The 16,480-nt window shown below is 43.6% G+C and carries 15 protein-coding genes and 1 other annotated feature; all 15 genes read right to left on the reverse strand.

The window, feature by feature from the left end:
- Window positions 1-21 precede the first annotated feature (21 nt).
- The 15 genes from fusA to sigH all read right to left on the reverse strand — a co-directional run bounded on the left by fusA (window position 22) and on the right by sigH (window position 16,374).
- A complete protein-coding gene (fusA, locus tag J2Z20_RS16190; RefSeq protein ID WP_209852800.1) occupies window positions 22-2,100 on the reverse strand; it encodes an elongation factor G in 2,079 nt (692 codons plus the stop codon).
- Window positions 2,101-2,144: 44 nt separating this feature from the next.
- Window positions 2,145-2,615: a 30S ribosomal protein S7 gene (rpsG, locus tag J2Z20_RS16195; RefSeq protein ID WP_209852803.1), complete on the reverse strand. Its 471-nt coding sequence runs from the start codon at window positions 2,613-2,615 to the stop codon at window positions 2,145-2,147.
- A gap of 48 nt (window positions 2,616-2,663) precedes the next feature.
- Window positions 2,664-3,083: a 30S ribosomal protein S12 gene (gene rpsL / locus J2Z20_RS16200; RefSeq protein WP_209852807.1), complete on the reverse strand. Its 420-nt coding sequence runs from the start codon at window positions 3,081-3,083 to the stop codon at window positions 2,664-2,666.
- 143 nt (window positions 3,084-3,226) lie between these two features.
- Window positions 3,227-3,478, reverse strand: coding sequence for a ribosomal L7Ae/L30e/S12e/Gadd45 family protein (locus J2Z20_RS16205; protein WP_209852809.1), 252 nt, complete (start codon window positions 3,476-3,478; stop codon window positions 3,227-3,229).
- A 166-nt stretch (window positions 3,479-3,644) separates the two neighbouring features.
- On the reverse strand, window positions 3,645-7,259 hold the full coding sequence (rpoC, locus tag J2Z20_RS16210) for a DNA-directed RNA polymerase subunit beta' (protein ID WP_280921781.1): 3,615 nt from the start codon (window positions 7,257-7,259) through the stop codon (window positions 3,645-3,647).
- A 101-nt stretch (window positions 7,260-7,360) separates the two neighbouring features.
- Entirely contained in the window at window positions 7,361-10,906 is a 3,546-nt protein-coding gene (gene rpoB / locus J2Z20_RS16215) for a DNA-directed RNA polymerase subunit beta (RefSeq protein WP_209852813.1), read from the reverse strand.
- A gap of 380 nt (window positions 10,907-11,286) precedes the next feature.
- On the reverse strand, window positions 11,287-11,886 hold the full coding sequence (locus tag J2Z20_RS16220; RefSeq protein ID WP_209852815.1) for a class I SAM-dependent methyltransferase: 600 nt from the start codon (window positions 11,884-11,886) through the stop codon (window positions 11,287-11,289).
- Window positions 11,887-12,018: 132 nt separating this feature from the next.
- The gene (rplL, locus tag J2Z20_RS16225; RefSeq protein ID WP_209852827.1) at window positions 12,019-12,384 is read right to left on the reverse strand and encodes a 50S ribosomal protein L7/L12; all 366 of its coding nucleotides are present in this window, start codon (window positions 12,382-12,384) and stop codon (window positions 12,019-12,021) included.
- 59 nt (window positions 12,385-12,443) lie between these two features.
- Window positions 12,444-12,947, reverse strand: coding sequence for a 50S ribosomal protein L10 (rplJ, locus tag J2Z20_RS16230; protein ID WP_209852830.1), 504 nt, complete (start codon window positions 12,945-12,947; stop codon window positions 12,444-12,446).
- 58 nt (window positions 12,948-13,005) lie between these two features.
- Window positions 13,006-13,163: a sequence feature (ribosomal protein L10 leader region), on the reverse strand.
- A gap of 65 nt (window positions 13,164-13,228) precedes the next feature.
- On the reverse strand, window positions 13,229-13,921 hold the full coding sequence (gene rplA, locus J2Z20_RS16235) for a 50S ribosomal protein L1 (protein ID WP_209852833.1): 693 nt from the start codon (window positions 13,919-13,921) through the stop codon (window positions 13,229-13,231).
- Between the two features lie 88 nt (window positions 13,922-14,009).
- Window positions 14,010-14,435, reverse strand: coding sequence for a 50S ribosomal protein L11 (gene rplK / locus J2Z20_RS16240; protein WP_016310704.1), 426 nt, complete (start codon window positions 14,433-14,435; stop codon window positions 14,010-14,012).
- A gap of 73 nt (window positions 14,436-14,508) precedes the next feature.
- Window positions 14,509-15,042: a transcription termination/antitermination protein NusG gene (gene nusG / locus J2Z20_RS16245; protein ID WP_209852835.1), complete on the reverse strand. Its 534-nt coding sequence runs from the start codon at window positions 15,040-15,042 to the stop codon at window positions 14,509-14,511.
- Between the two features lie 22 nt (window positions 15,043-15,064).
- Window positions 15,065-15,256, reverse strand: a complete 192-nt coding sequence (gene secE / locus J2Z20_RS16250; protein WP_209852892.1) for a preprotein translocase subunit SecE — start codon at window positions 15,254-15,256, stop codon at window positions 15,065-15,067.
- 24 nt (window positions 15,257-15,280) lie between these two features.
- Entirely contained in the window at window positions 15,281-15,430 is a 150-nt protein-coding gene (gene rpmG, locus J2Z20_RS16255) for a 50S ribosomal protein L33 (RefSeq protein ID WP_072735843.1), read from the reverse strand.
- Window positions 15,431-15,729: 299 nt separating this feature from the next.
- Window positions 15,730-16,374: an RNA polymerase sporulation sigma factor SigH gene (gene sigH, locus J2Z20_RS16260; protein WP_209852838.1), complete on the reverse strand. Its 645-nt coding sequence runs from the start codon at window positions 16,372-16,374 to the stop codon at window positions 15,730-15,732.
- Window positions 16,375-16,480: the final 106 nt, after the last annotated feature.

Consider the following 16,480-nt stretch of genomic DNA (forward strand, 5'->3'; position numbering starts at 1 on the left):
GATCAGCAGTAAACCTAGAGATTACTCTCCGCCTTTGCTCTTGGCAATAATTTCTTCAGCGATGTTTTTAGGAACTTCTTCGTAGTGAGAAAGCTCCATGGAGAACACGCCGCGTCCTTGTGTACCGGAACGAAGAGTTGTTGAGTAACCGAACATCTCAGCGAGAGGCACTTTTGCACGAATGATTTGAGCTCCAGCACGGGAGTCCATACCTTCGATACGGCCACGACGAGAGTTCAGCATACCCATAACATCACCCATGTACTCTTCTGGTACAGTGACTTCAACTTTCATGATTGGCTCAAGCAATACAGGATTACATTTATCCTTCGCTGCTTTGAGCGCCATTGAACCGGCGATTTTAAACGCCATTTCACTGGAGTCGACATCATGGTAGGATCCATCAACAATTGTAGCTTTAACGTCTACAACCGGGAAGCCTGCAAGAACACCGTTTTGCATTGCTTCTTCAATACCAGCTTGTGCAGGTGCAATGTATTCTTTAGGTACAGCACCACCGACAATTTTGCTGTCGAATTGGTTGCCGCTACCTGGTTCAAGCGGTTCGAATTCAACCCATACGTGACCATATTGACCACGACCACCGGATTGACGCACGAATTTACCTTCCACACGCGCTGGCGTACGGAATGTTTCGCGGTAAGCAACCTGAGGTTTACCTACATTCGTCTCCACTTTGAATTCACGACGCATACGGTCAATGATAATATCAAGGTGAAGCTCACCCATACCAGACAGAATTGTTTGACCTGTTTCTTCATCTGTATGAGCACGAAGTGTAGGGTCTTCTTCTGTCAATTTACTGAGGGCAACACCCATTTTATCTTGGTCGGCTTTCGTTTTTGGTTCTACTGCGATGTGGATTACCGGTTCAGGGAAGTTCATGGATTCCAAAATAACCGGATGTTTCTCATCACAAAGAGTATCACCTGTACTTGTATCTTTCAAGCCTACTGCAGCTGCAATATCACCGGAGTAAACTTCGGTAATTTCTTGGCGGCTGTTAGCGTGCATTTGAAGAATACGACCGATACGTTCACGTTTGCCTTTAGTAGCATTCAGCACATAAGAACCGGATTGCAAAATACCGGAGTATACGCGGAAGAATGTCAATTTACCAACAAACGGGTCAGTCATGATTTTAAATGCCAATGCAGCGAATGGCTCTTCATCGGAAGAGTGACGAATTACTTCGCTTCCATCTTCAAGGTGACCCTTGATCGATGGAACATCCACTGGAGAAGGCAAGTAATCAACAACAGCATCCAACATCAGCTGAACACCTTTGTTACGATAAGAAGAACCGCAGATTACAGGGAAGATTTTAACTTCAACAACACCTTTACGAAGAGCTGCTTTAAGCTCTGGTACAGTGATTTCTTCACCTTCAAGGTATTTCATCGTTAATTCTTCGTCTAGTTCTGCTACCTTCTCGATCAATTCCGCACGAAGTTCTTCGACTTGGTCTAAGTATTCTGCAGGAATTTCTGTCTTCTCGATATCTTTACCGAGATCGTCTTTGTAGATGTAAGCAACTTGTTCGACCAAGTCGATAATACCCACAAAGTCGTTTTCTGCACCGATTGGCAGTTGAATCGCTACTGCGTTTGCTTGCAAACGGTCACGCATCGATTGAACGACTCCTAAGAAATCAGCGCCGATGATGTCCATTTTGTTAACATATGCAATACGAGGAACGCCGTAACGGTCAGCCTGTCTCCAAACAGTTTCAGACTGAGGCTCTACGCCTTCTTTCGCACTGAATACACCTACTGCCCCATCCAATACACGAAGGGAACGTTCAACTTCAACAGTGAAGTCAACGTGCCCTGGGGTATCAATGATATTGATGCGGTGACCTTTCCATTGAGCGGTAGTCGCAGCGGATGTAATTGTAATCCCGCGCTCTTGCTCTTGTTCCATCCAGTCCATTGTCGCAGCACCTTCGTGAACTTCCCCGATTTTGTGCGTACGGCCTGTGTAGAACAAGATCCGTTCAGTGGTAGTCGTCTTACCAGCATCAATATGCGCCATGATCCCGATATTACGTGTATCTTTCAAGGAGAACTCTCTTGCCATGAAATAGTCTCCCTTCAAAATCAAAGTTTAAATTAGTCAATATCTTACCAACGATAGTGAGCAAACGCTTTGTTCGCTTCAGCCATCTTGTGAGTGTCCTCACGTTTCTTAACGGAAGCACCAGTGTTGTTGGAAGCATCAATAATTTCAGCTGCCAAACGTTCTTCCATTGTTTTCTCACCGCGTGTGCGGGAGTAGTTAACGAGCCAACGTAATCCCAAAGTAGTACGTCTCTCTGGTTTAACTTCAACAGGCACTTGATAGTTAGCACCACCTACACGGCGAGCTTTAACCTCAAGAACTGGCATAATGTTTTTGATTGCTGCTTCAAATACTTCCATTGGATCTTTACCTGTACGTTCTTGAACCAATTTGAACGCGTTGTAAAGAATAGTTTGAGCAACACCACGTTTACCGTCGATCATGATGCGGTTAATCAAACGAGTAACCAACTTGCTGTTATACACCGGATCCGGCAAAACGTCTCTTTTTGCAACAGGGCCTTTGCGTGGCATGTTTATCCCCCTTTCTCATCAGTTCAAACATTTTCATTTTATTGCGAATTAGCTTTTCGCTTTAGGACGTTTAGTACCGTATTTAGAACGTGCTTGCATACGGTTGTTCACACCTGCTGTATCCAAAGCACCGCGAACGATATGGTAACGTACCCCTGGAAGGTCTTTTACACGACCGCCGCGGACCAATACAACACTGTGCTCTTGCAAGTTGTGACCGATACCTGGAATGTATGCAGTCACCTCAATGCGGTTCGTCAAACGAACACGGGCATATTTACGAAGCGCTGAGTTCGGTTTTTTCGGAGTCATAGTACCTACACGAGTGCAGACACCGCGTTTTTGAGGAGCACTTAGGTTAGTTTCCTCACGTTTCAAAGCGTTAAATCCTTTTTGCAACGCAGGGGATTTAGACTTTACAATTTTAGCTTGACGTCCTTTACGAACTAATTGGTTAATTGTTGGCATGTTGTTGCCACCCCCTTCCTAAAGTTTCAACTGTCTTCATAAACCAAACTTTAAGTCCACAGACCCAGGCGGTTCATAAAAGAACAAATGAAAAGTTTTTGCCAAAAGACTTCACACAGTCTTTAACAAAAACATTCCGATTACTATTTTTTTAGGATCGCAGCCATTGCAGCTCCAACCTCTATGCCGCACGCTTTACCGAGATTCCTCATCGTATCTACATAAGTCACTTTTACAGCGTGCTTATTACACAGTGCAACGATCTTCGATATTAATCTTGGATCTGCATCTTGTGCAACATATACTTCTTCAGCTAGTCCAAGCTCAACGACTTTCATCGTCTGCTTAGTACCGATCTTTACATGAGCATCCTGTAAGCCTTTATCATTAGACATCTTGCGATTCCTCCAAAAGTACAGGGAACTGTCTTTTACTCACGCGCCTTTGCTATATTAGCATTTCCAAATTGCGATGTCAAGATAATTGTCGAGCTCGTTAAAATGATTTGGAGCACCGATACTGCGCCTTTTTAAAAATTCAGGTCGGTGCTCGCAAACTATTTTATTCTACAGAAACGGGCTCCAGTTGCTCTTCAGCCAATCCATCTGAATCTGGATTTACGAATTGTATGTTACGATAACGATTCATGCCTGTACCGGCAGGAATCAATTTACCGATAATTACATTTTCTTTAAGACCTAGCAATTGGTCAACTTTACCTTTAATCGCCGCATCTGTAAGAACACGCGTTGTTTCTTGGAAGGATGCCGCAGACAAGAAGGAATCAGTTTCCAAGGAAGCTTTCGTAATACCGAGAAGAACAGGTTTAGCAACAGCCGGCTCTTTACCAGACAGAATAGCTTCTTTGTTCGCAGCTTCATATTCAAACATATCCACATATGATCCTGGAAGCAGAGCTGTATCGCCAGATTCCACAATACGGATCTTACGAAGCATTTGTTTGATCATAACTTCAACGTGTTTGTCGTTGATTTCTACACCTTGGTTACGGTATACACGTTGAACCTCTTGCAAGATGTAGTTTTGAACACCGCGAATGCCTTTGATGCGAAGCATTTCTTTAGGGTCGATCGAACCATCTGTAAGCTCATCCCCAGCTTCTACTTCTTGACCTTCAGACACACGAATACGTGATCCGTAGGATACGGAGTATACTTTGGATTCAGCTTCACCTTGAACTTCAATCTCACGGCGATCTTTCGCTTCGCGAATTTCTTTCACGACGCCATCGATCTCGGAAATTGTTGCTTGACCTTTCGGATTCCGAGCTTCGAAGAGCTCTTGAATACGAGGCAAACCTTGAGTGATGTCATCACCCGCAACACCACCAGTATGGAACGTACGCATTGTAAGCTGCGTTCCTGGTTCACCGATGGATTGAGCGGCGATAATACCAACTGCTTCACCAATTTCAACGTGTTTACCAGTAGCAAGGTTGCGACCGTAACACATTTTACATACGCCATGACGAGCGCGGCAGCTAAGCACAGAGCGAATTTGCAATTTCTCTACGCCAGCTTTCACGATTTCATTAGCTTTATCGGAGTCAATCAGTTCATTGCGATGAACGATAATTTCTCCTGTTTCCGGATGACGAACCGTCTCGAAGGAGTAACGTCCTTCAATACGATCGTACAGATCCTCGATAACTTCTTTACCGTCTTGAATTTTGCTAACCATAAAGCCTTTATCGGTATGACAATCTTCTTCGCGGACGATCACATCTTGTGCAACGTCAACGAGACGACGAGTCAAGTAACCAGAGTCAGCTGTACGAAGCGCTGTATCCGCCAAACCTTTACGAGCACCGTGTGTAGACAGGAAGTACTCGAGGACGGTCAGACCTTCACGGAAGTTCGATTTAATTGGGAGCTCGATGATACGACCCGATGGGTTCGCCATCAGACCGCGCATACCGCCGAGCTGAGTAATCTGCGATTTATTACCGCGCGCTTTAGAGTCCACCATCAACATAATGGAGTTGTAACGATCCATCGATTTCATGAGGACATCTGTAATTTGATCTTTCGCTTTAGACCAAATATCAATAACGCGGTCATAACGTTCTTCATTCGTGATAAGTCCGCGGCGATATTGATTTGTTACGACGCGTACTTTCTCATCAGATTCTTGAAGAATCGCTTTTTTCTCTTCTGGAACAATAACATCGGATACCGCAACGGTAACACCCGCACGAGTCGAGTATGTGAATCCGAGTTCTTTGATTTTATCCAGAATAACCGAAGTTTTAGTTGTATGGTAGATTTCAAAGCAACGAGCAATAATTTGACCCAAATATTCCTTACCCACAGCTCCAGCTATTGGCAAGCTGTCAATAATTTCGCGAACATTTGCACCTTTTTCATAAATGAAGTATTTGTCAGGTGTTCCTTCGAACAAGTTGTTACGAGTCGCTTCATTAATGTAAGGGAAGCTGCTAGGGAAAATCTCGTTGAATATGATTTTACCAACAGTAGTTACTAATAATGCATTTTGTTGTTTTTCTGTAAATCCAGTTTTGCCAAGAGCCTTAGCAGGAATCGCGACACGTGCATGAAGTGAAGCTGTACCGCGTTGATAAGCGGAAACCGCTTCGTTCACAGTTCTGAAGATCATGCCTGAACCTTGAGCATCTTTGTTATCCATAGTGAGATAGAAAGAGCCAAGAACCATATCCTGAGAAGGTGTAACAACTGGTTTACCGTCTTTAGGGTTCAAGATGTTACCCGATGCCAACATGAGAAGACGAGCTTCCGCTTGCGCCTCAGCTGACAATGGAACGTGAACGGCCATTTGGTCACCGTCAAAATCGGCGTTGTACGCTGTACATACGAGTGGATGCAGACGAATTGCACGTCCTTCAACAAGGATCGGTTCAAACGCCTGAATACCAAGACGGTGAAGCGTAGGGGCACGGTTAAGCAGTACTGGATGTTCTTTGATTACTTCTTCAAGTACATCCCATACTTCTGCGCTTACACGTTCTACCTTACGTTTGGCACTCTTAATATTGTGAGCAAGCCCTTTGTTAACGAGTTCTTTCATAACGAAAGGTTTGAAAAGTTCAAGCGCCATTTCTTTAGGCAATCCACATTGGTACATTTTGAGGTAAGGACCTACGACGATAACGGAACGACCAGAGTAGTCAACCCGTTTACCGAGCAAGTTCTGACGGAAACGACCTTGTTTACCTTTAAGCATATGGCTGAGTGATTTCAACGGACGGTTACCTGGTCCAGTCACTGGACGACCACGGCGACCGTTATCGATGAGCGCATCAACAGCTTCTTGGAGCATTCGTTTCTCGTTCTGTACGATAATATCAGGCGCACCCAAATCAAGCAGACGTTTCAAACGATTGTTACGGTTAATAACACGGCGGTACAAATCATTCAAGTCGGAAGTCGCAAAACGTCCGCCATCCAATTGTACCATTGGGCGAAGTTCCGGAGGAATAACCGGAAGTACATCAAGTACCATCCATTCTGGTTTGTTGCCAGAGTTACGGAATGCTTCAATGACTTCTAGACGTTTGATGGCACGGTTACGGCGTTGGCCTTGAGCCGTGCGAAGCTCTTCTTTCAAAAATTCAAGCTCTTTTTCCACGTCTAAGTCTTGCAACAGTTTTTTAACCGCTTCAGCACCCATACCCGCTTGGAATCCGTAGCCGTATTTTTCACGATAGCTGCGGTATTCTTTTTCGGACAATAGTTGCTTTTTCTCAAGCGGTGTTTCCCCTGGATCAGTTACCACATAAGATGCAAAATAAATGATCTCTTCAAGGGATCTTGGGGACATATCAAGTGCCAAACCCATACGGCTTGGAATACCTTTGAAATACCAGATGTGGGATACAGGAGCTGCAAGCTCGATGTGACCCATACGTTCACGACGTACTTTCGCGCGAGTTACTTCAACGCCGCATCGATCGCACACTACGCCTTTATAACGAACACGTTTGTATTTACCGCAATGGCATTCCCAGTCTTTAGTAGGACCAAATATTTTCTCGCAGAACAGCCCTTCTTTTTCCGGCTTTAACGTACGATAGTTAATCGTTTCCGGTTTCTTTACTTCTCCGCGGGACCAAGAACGAATTTTTTCTGGGGAAGCTAACCCAATTTTCATAAATTCGAAGTTGTTGACGTCCATCAAGGAGCATCCCTCCTTAACCAAGTCCTGAATTTTAGTAGACTCCTAAGCGCATTATAGCCCGTACAAACCGAACTAAATGCGCCCAAGAATCACAAGTTACATTATTCTACGCCGACTTCTGAACCTTCTAAGTTAAGACTTAATCTGTCTCCTGCAGCGTCATCTTCATCATCGATTTCTTTCATTTCGATCTCTTCTTCATTCTCACTCAAGATCTTAACGTCCATACCTAAACTTTGAAGCTCTTTGATCAATACTTTGAATGATTCTGGAACTCCAGGCTCTGGTACATTCTCACCTTTGACGATCGATTCGTATGTTTTCACACGACCAACCACGTCATCGGATTTGACTGTCAAGATTTCTTGAAGAGTATAAGCAGCGCCATATGCTTCGAGTGCCCATACTTCCATCTCCCCGAAACGTTGACCACCGAACTGAGCTTTACCACCCAGAGGCTGTTGAGTAACGAGAGAGTAAGGACCTGTAGAACGAGCATGGATCTTATCGTCAACCATGTGCGCCAATTTGATCATGTGCATGACACCAACGGTAACTTCACGTTCAAAACGTTCCCCTGTACGACCATCGTACAGTACCGTTTTACCGTTACGCTGCATGCCTGCTTCTTCCATCGTATCAAATACATCGTATTCATTCGCACCATCGAATACCGGTGTAGCGACATGAATACCTAGACGTTTAGCCGCCATACCAAGATGCACTTCAAGTACTTGCCCAATATTCATACGGGAAGGAACCCCGAGTGGGTTAAGGACAACTTCTACTGGTGTACCATCTGGCAGGAATGGCATATCTTCTTCAGGCAAGATCCGAGCAACGACACCTTTGTTACCGTGACGTCCCGCCATCTTATCACCCTCAGAAATTTTACGTTTTTGAGCGATGTAGACACGAACGAGTTGGTTTACTCCTGGCGGCAATTCATCACCGTTCTCACGAGTAAATACTTTAACATCCACAACAATACCGTCGGTACCGTGAGGTACACGAAGCGAAGTATCACGCACTTCACGTGCTTTCTCACCGAAGATTGCATGAAGGAGACGTTCTTCCGCAGTCAGCTCAGTAACCCCTTTAGGTGTTACTTTACCAACAAGAATATCGCCAGCTGCAATTTCCGCACCTACACGGATAATTCCTCGTTCATCCAAGTTACGAAGAGCTTCTTCGCCAACGTTAGGAATATCGCGAGTAATTTCTTCAGGTCCAAGCTTCGTATCGCGCGCTTCCGATTCATATTCTTCAATGTGAATGGAAGTGTAGACATCTTCTTTAACCAATTTTTGGCTGAGCAAGATCGCATCCTCGTAGTTGTAACCTTCCCAAGTCATGAAAGCTACCACAACGTTGCGGCCAAGAGCCAATTCACCCATCTCTGTGGATGGTCCATCCGCTAAGATATCACCTTTTTTAACGATATCTCCGCGTTTCACAATTGGACGTTGGTTAATGCATGTTCCTTGGTTAGAACGCATAAATTTGTGTAATTTATATTTAACAAGGTCACCTTTTACTTCCTTGCCGTCAACGACTTCGATTCGGCGGAGCCAAATCTCATTCGCAGCGGAACGTTCGATAATTCCGTCATATTTAGAAACGATACATACGCCGGAATCTTTAGCGGCTTTATGTTCCATTCCCGTACCTACAAGCGGAGCTTTAGGAACGAGGAGCGGCACTGCTTGACGCTGCATGTTCGAACCCATGAGAGCACGGTTAGAGTCGTCATTTTCCAAGAACGGAATAAGCGCCGTTGCGACGGAAACCACTTGTTTAGGCGATACGTCCATATAGTCAACGCGATCTGTAGGCATCGTTAAGATGTTATCAGATTGTTTATTGTAACGAACGATAACCATATCGTCTTTAAATGTTCCGTCTTCATTCAGTTCAGCATTCGCTTGGGCGATAACGTAGTTATCTTCCTCGTCAGCTGTCAAATACGAAATTTTATCCGTAACTTTTCCTGTCTTAGGATCTACCCAACGATAAGGCGCTTCAATAAAGCCGTATTCATTAATACGGGCAAATGTAGACAAGGAGTTGATCAAGCCGATGTTCGGACCTTCCGGCGTTTCAATTGGACACATACGGCCATAGTGAGAGTGATGGACGTCGCGTACTTCAAAGCCCGCACGGTCACGAGTCAAACCACCAGGTCCTAGTGCAGACAGACGACGTTTATGTGTAAGTTCTGCAAGAGGGTTCGTTTGGTCCATAAATTGAGACAACTGGGAGCTGCCGAAAAACTCTTTGATCGACGCAATAACTGGACGGATGTTGATCAATGCCTGAGGTGTAATAACATTTGCGTCTTGGATCGACATTCTTTCACGAACAACACGTTCCATACGAGAAAGACCGATACGGAATTGGTTCTGCAAAAGTTCACCCACACACCGTAAACGACGGTTACCCAGATGATCGATATCATCCGTGCTTCCAATGCCATGAAGCAGGTTTATAAAATAACTAATCGAAGAAATAATATCAGCCGGTGTAATATGTTTAACCGATTTGTCGATATTACCATTAGCGATCACTTTAATCACTTTACCGTCTTCGATTGGAGAGAACACATCGATTGTTTGAAGCGGAATATCAACAGCATCCAGAACCCCATTACTTGTATGGTATGTTTTGAAGCCTACACTCTCTTCCAAACGCGGCAAAATCTCATCGAGCAAACGGCGATCAACCATTTGACCAGCTTCTGCAATGATTTCTCCAGTAGCTGTGTCAATAAGCGTTTCAGCCAAACGTTGATTGAACAAGCGATTTTTAATGTGCAGCTTTTTGTTAATTTTATAACGACCTACATTCGCCAAATCATAACGTTTTGGATCGAAGAAGCGTGCTACGAGCAAACTTTTCGCGTTATCAAGTGTAGGCGGTTCACCTGGACGAAGACGTTCATAAATTTCGATGAGCGCTTTTTCCGTAGAATCTGTGTTGTCTTTATCAAGCGTATTACGAATATATTCATCATTGCCAAGCAGGTCCAGAATTTCAGCATCTGTACCAAAACCAAGAGCCCGCAGCAAAACAGTTACCGGAATTTTACGAGTACGGTCGATACGAACATAAATGATATCTTTCGCATCCGTCTCAAGCTCCAGCCAAGCCCCACGATTCGGGATGACCGTAGCACTGTATGTTTTCTTGCCGTTCTTATCCACTTTCGTGTTGAAATAGACGCTTGGAGAGCGAACTAACTGGCTGACAATAACCCGTTCTGCACCATTGATCACGAATGTACCGGTTTCTGTCATCAATGGGAAATCTCCCATAAATACTTCCTGTTCTTTGACCTCACCGGTTTCTTTGTTGATAAGTCTAACCTTAACCCTTAATGGTGCCGAATACGTTACGTCACGTTCTTTCGCGTCATCAACGGTATACTTCGGTTCACCGAGGCTGTAATCGATAAATTCCAACACCAAATTCCCTGTGAAATCTTGAATTGGCGAAATGTCCTGGAACATCTCCCGCAATCCTTCCTCCAAAAACCACTCGTAGGAATTTCGTTGGATTTCAATCAGGTTCGGAATTTCGAGTACTTCATTGATTCGCGCATAGCTTCGCCGAGTGCGTCGACCATACTGAACAAGATGTCCTGCCAACTTTAACTCACCCCTCATGTCTACTCACTTAAAAATTCATTGCGAATCCATGTTTATATCCTTTATAATGATTGCGAACATAATTAAAGAATACAACAAAGATTCTTAGCACAAATAAAGAAAAGCCCTTATCGAATGCTTTCGAAAAAAGAGCATCATTTATGTGTGTTACTTTCCCTGTGTGTTAGGATGCTTTCATATTCAGTAGATTTGCCCAAAATGTACATATTATACGTAAATGTCGCACGCATTATGCAGCATCTCCGAAAAAACACTTGACATTTCAGTAAACTAAAGACACAGAACCCATCCTAATACTGACATTTTACAATAATACCATAGACAATTTTTCAAGTCAACATCTATTCTACAAAATTGTACTATAATTTTTGAGCTTTGTAGATGCGGTATCCTTTGTCCTTCGTCACTTCTTCAACCTTTGGAAACAAACTTTCTAATTTCGCTTTCGCAGAAGGCGCTCCTTGTTTCTTCTGTATAACAATCCACAGTGCCCCTCCACTCTTCAAATGTGCGTACGCTTGCTCGAAAATAGAATGAACCGTTTCTTTCCCAGCACGTATTGGCGGATTTGTCAGGATCACATCAAACACTTGACCTTCTACAGCAATAAATAGATCGCTCTCCACAACGGTTACATTCGTAAGATTGTTGAGCCTAGCATTCTCCTTAGCTAGATCCACTGCCCTAGCATTTACATCAATCATCGTAACGTGTCCTTCAGTAGCGAGCGTCGCCGCCGTAAGTCCAATTGGGCCATAGCCGCACCCAACATCCAGCACGGAAGCATCTTTCGGAATATCCATTGCTTCAATAAGGACACGACTTCCGAAATCGATGCCACTTTTAGAAAAGACACCTGCATCGCTAATAAATCGGAATGTCTTCCCTCTTAACTTCGCTTCCAGTATCTTGCGATCATGCTTAACTACTGGCTGACTGGAGTAATAATGATCAGGCATGCCCAACCTCCAAATCGTCGAACTCTGAATCTCATTAGTCAGAATTCCCTCATTTTCCTGTTCTACACTTCCCTATTTACAAAACAAACCCCTTGAACGAATTCAAGGGGCTTGCTGTTAATAACAAAGAAATTACTTAACTTCTACAGTTGCGCCTGCTTCTTCCAATTTAGCTTTGATGGAATCTGCTTCTTCTTTGCCCACTTTTTCTTTCAGTGGTTTTGGAGCGTTGTCAACTAGGTCTTTAGCTTCTTTCAAGCCAAGGCCAGTGATTTCGCGAACAACTTTGATAACGTTGATTTTGGAAGCACCAGCGTTAGTCAAAATTACGTCAAATTCAGTTTGTTCTGCAGCTTCAGCCACACCAGCGCCACCTGCAACAACAGCTACTGGAGCTGCAGCGGTTACGCCGAATTCTTCTTCAATTGCTTTTACAAGATCGTTAAGTTCAAGTACAGTCATACCTTTAATTGCTTCTAAGATTTGTTCTTTACTCATTGATTGAACCTCCATTTATAATAGTTTTTTATTTTCAAACCGCTTGGTACATTACTAAATTAAGCAGTAGCTTCTTCTTTCTCTGCAACAGCTTTAACTGCAAGCGCGAAGTTGCGAACTGGAGCTTGCAATACGCTGAGAAGCATAGAAAGGAGACCTTCGCGGGAAGGAAGATCCGCAAGTGCTTTAATTTGAGCAGTGTCAACTACGCGTCCTTCAACAACGCCACCTTTAATTTTCAAAGCGTCGTTCTTCTTAGCGAAGTCGCTCAAGATTTTGGCTGGCGCCACAGCATCTTCTGCACTGAATGCGATCGCAGTTGGACCAGTTAACACTTCATCCAGTTCAGTCAATTCTGCAGCAGCAGTCGCACGGCGAAGAATTGTGTTTTTGAGCACTTGGAATTCTACACCAGCTTCACGAAGCTGTTTACGAAGTTCCGTAACTTGTGCTACGTTCAAACCGCGGTAGTCTGCTACAACGGTAGTAGCACTTTCGCGCAATTTCGCTGTAACCACTTCAACGGCTTCTTGTTTAGATTGAATCACTTTTGCGTTAGCCAAACTGTACACCTCCTAATAGATTTCTAAGCAGCAGCATTTCTACTGCCACTCTCCTACACGAGCAATAGAAAAGGCCTCCGTAGAATAACGAAGGCCTGATCACTCATACATTTGCTAAAACTCGTTTAACATAATGCAGACGTTCTATCATAACACCTCGGTAGGAAATTAAGCCATATTGGCACCTACTGTCTACGGTAAGCAATATTCACATTTAACGGTCATGTTCCATCTCGGACACAACTCATACAATATAACACTAAACAATTAACTTGTCAATATTATCTGTAGTTTGCTGTGCTCACGCGAACACTTGGCCCCATCGTCGAAGATACAGCGATGTTTTTAAGGTATACACCTTTTGCAGCTGCTGGTTTAGCACGGTTAAGTGCATCAAGAAGAGCTTTAAGGTTCTCATTCAATTGTTCAGCAGTGAAAGATACTTTACCAATTGGAGCGTGAATTTGACCTGCTTTATCTAGACGGTATTCGATTTTACCAGCTTTAATTTCTTGAACAGCTTTAGCAACATCGAATGTAACCGTACCAGCTTTAGGGTTAGGCATTAGGCCTTTACCACCGAGAAGGCGGCCCAATTTACCAACTTCACTCATCATATCTGGTGTCGCAACGCAGACATCGAAATCAAACCAGCCTTGTTGGATTTTGTTGATCATATCTTGATCTCCAACATAATCAGCGCCGGCTGCTTCCGCTTCTTTCGCTTTGTCACCTTTTGCAAATACTAAAACGCGTTTTGTTTTACCTGTACCATGAGGCAAGACAACAACACCGCGTACAGCTTGATCTTGTTTACGAGGGTCAACACCCAAACGTACTGCTACTTCAACAGACTCGTCGAATTTCGCAGTAGCTGCCTTTTTCACCAATTCAACGGCTTCCAAAGGCTCATAAGTTGCTTCGCTGTCAATCAGCTTAGCAGCTTCCAGGTATTTTTTACCGTGTTTAGCCATATCATTTTCCTCCTTCGTGGTATTAGCGGACGGATATTCCTCCCACTTGTAACGTTCCCAAGGGAACATTCATCACATCCCAATACAATTAGTCTTGGATTGTGATACCCATGCTGCGAGCAGTGCCTTCAACCATACGCATAGCAGCCTCAACGGATGCAGCGTTCAAGTCTGGCATTTTTTGCTCAGCGATTTGACGAACTGTATCGCGTTTAACAGTCGCCACTTTTTTCTTGTTAGGTTCGCCTGAACCTTTTTCAATTTTTGCAGCTACACGAAGTAGAACTGCAGCCGGTGGAGTTTTAGTGATGAAAGTAAAAGAACGATCTTCAAACACTGAAATTTCAACCGGAATGATCAAACCAGCTTGATCCGCAGTACGAGCGTTAAATTCTTTACAGAATGCCATGATGTTGACACCCGCTTGACCCAACGCTGGACCTACTGGAGGAGCCGGATTCGCTTTCCCTGCAGGAATTTGCAGTTTTACAACTTTGATAACTTTTTTCGCCATGTAAAACACCTCCTTGCACTAGTAGTGGTAGACGGGATTTAATATCCCTCCCACAAGAAACCTGAAGTTTACTTTATAGCTTCTCCACTTGAGTGTAGTCTAACTCTAGCGGGGTTTCTCGCCCAAACATGTTAACGTGAACTTTCAGTTTGCTCTTGTCGGTCAAAATCTCTTCGACTGTTCCAACAAAATTCGCAAACGGACCAACTTTAATGCGTACAGATTCCTTAATGTCGAATTCAATCTTCGGTTTCGGCTCATCTACACCCATATGCTTCAGAATTTGTTCCACTTCTTCTGGCAGCAAAGGCGTCGGTTTGGAACCGGAACCTGTCGAACCAACAAAACCCGTAACCCCTGGCGTATTGCGAACAACATACCAAGAATCATCGGTCTGGATCATTTCAACCAAGACATATCCTGGGTAAACTTTACGCATAACGGTCTTTTTCTTGCCGTCTTTGTTCACCACTTCTTCTTCCATCGGAACAAGAACACGGAATATCTTGTCCTCCATGCCCATGGATTCTACACGTTTTTCCAAATTGGCTTTGACTTTATTCTCATACCCAGAATAGGTATGAACGACATACCATCTTTTTTCCATATCAAGCCACCTGGGACCCTTCTTAAATAATCGCTTCAATCACAGCGGAAATACCGATGTCAAGAACCCAAAAGTAAATTGTAACAAACGCAATCGTACCAAGGACGATCAATGTATAGTTTGTCAGTTCCTTACGATTAGGCCAGCGAACTTTTTTAAGTTCAGCCCAGCTTTCAGAGAAATAGGAAAACAAAGACTTGAAACTGTTTTTCACGCCCACGACTACACCTCCAAAAAACTATCTGGTTTCGCGATGAGAAGTCTGCTCGTTACAAAACTTGCAAAATTTCTTCATCTCCATGCGGTCGGGGTGATTGCGCTTGTTTTTAGTCGTTGTGTAATTTCTTTGTTTGCAGTTAGTACAAGCCAACGTAATAATTACCCGCATGATGTGCACCTCCCGAAGACATCCTTCTAATCAGAAGTCTCTATATTGATCCTAAAAAACCGCGAATTTAGGCCTACCTAAAACACTTTATCATAAGGGTATGACCATGTCAATGAAAACAATGCTGGTTTTCACTCCCGCAGCCAGTAAGGTGAATCATGCTTTTTTTGGCTATTTCTCCGAACGCTGCTTGCATTCATTTTCAAGTATAGGTCGATATGATCAAAGCTAAACCTATTAATATGTTTCGAGAAAAAAAAGACTCTATGCGAGCCTTTCTTCCTCGTATTCACTCTCACTTAAATATCTCGTACTTCCAAATATTTCTCAAGTTTGCGTTTCACGCGCTGAAGCGCATTATCAATCGATTTCACGTGACGATCTAAGTCTACGGCTATTTCTTGATAAGATCGGCCGTCTAAATATAGCATTAAAACTTTTCGTTCTAAATCGCTTAATATTTCGGACATCTTTACTTCTAAACCGTCAAACTCTTCCTGATTAATAATTAGCTCTTCAGGATCGCAGACCTGTGAGCCGCATATCACATCAAGCAAGGTGCGGTCTGAATCTTCATCGTAAATAGGCTTGTCCAACGACACGTAAGAATTCAGAGGAATGTGCTTTTGTCTCGTTGCTGTTTTGATAGCAGTAATAATTTGGCGGGTGATGCATAGTTCTGCAAATATTTTGAACGACGCCAGCTTGTCCCCTTTAAAATCGCGAATCGCTTTGTATAACCCAATCATCCCCTCTTGGATGATGTCTTCGCGATCGGCGCCAATTAAGAAATAGGATCTGGCTTTTGCGCGCACAAAATTGCGATACTTATTGATTAAGTACTCTAGCGCTTCACTGTCGCCTTCGTGGACTAATCCAACAATGTCTTCATCAGTACTATAATCGTAATCAGACACAACTACTTGCTTGAGGTCGACACTCACCACAATCCCTCCGGCCGCAACACACGGTATCCCGTCACTCTATGAAATATAGCACAAGTATATATTATGTAACCTTTCAACGTCAACCATGATATGCCAAAAAAGC

Source organism: Paenibacillus sediminis (assembly GCF_017873765.1).
GTDB classification, from domain to species: domain Bacteria; phylum Bacillota; class Bacilli; order Paenibacillales; family Paenibacillaceae; genus Paenibacillus_AG; species Paenibacillus_AG sediminis.

What these genes read in the sequence shown, in the direction of transcription:
- fusA (WP_209852800.1), bottom strand. Translation starts at nt 2,100, where the DNA reads ATGGCAAGAGAGTTCTCCTTGAAAGATACACGTAATATCGGGATCATG.
- rpsG (WP_209852803.1), bottom strand. Translation starts at nt 2,615, where the DNA reads ATGCCACGCAAAGGCCCTGTTGCAAAAAGAGACGTTTTGCCGGATCCG.
- rpsL (WP_209852807.1), bottom strand. Translation starts at nt 3,083, where the DNA reads ATGCCAACAATTAACCAATTAGTTCGTAAAGGACGTCAAGCTAAAATT.
- J2Z20_RS16205 (WP_209852809.1), bottom strand. Translation starts at nt 3,478, where the DNA reads ATGTCTAATGATAAAGGCTTACAGGATGCTCATGTAAAGATCGGTACT.
- J2Z20_RS16220 (WP_209852815.1), bottom strand. Translation starts at nt 11,886, where the DNA reads ATGCCTGATCATTATTACTCCAGTCAGCCAGTAGTTAAGCATGATCGC.
- rplL (WP_209852827.1), bottom strand. Translation starts at nt 12,384, where the DNA reads ATGAGTAAAGAACAAATCTTAGAAGCAATTAAAGGTATGACTGTACTT.
- rplA (WP_209852833.1), bottom strand. Translation starts at nt 13,921, where the DNA reads ATGGCTAAACACGGTAAAAAATACCTGGAAGCTGCTAAGCTGATTGAC.
- rplK (WP_016310704.1), bottom strand. Translation starts at nt 14,435, where the DNA reads ATGGCGAAAAAAGTTATCAAAGTTGTAAAACTGCAAATTCCTGCAGGG.
- nusG (WP_209852835.1), bottom strand. Translation starts at nt 15,042, where the DNA reads ATGGAAAAAAGATGGTATGTCGTTCATACCTATTCTGGGTATGAGAAT.
- rpmG (WP_072735843.1), bottom strand. Translation starts at nt 15,430, where the DNA reads ATGCGGGTAATTATTACGTTGGCTTGTACTAACTGCAAACAAAGAAAT.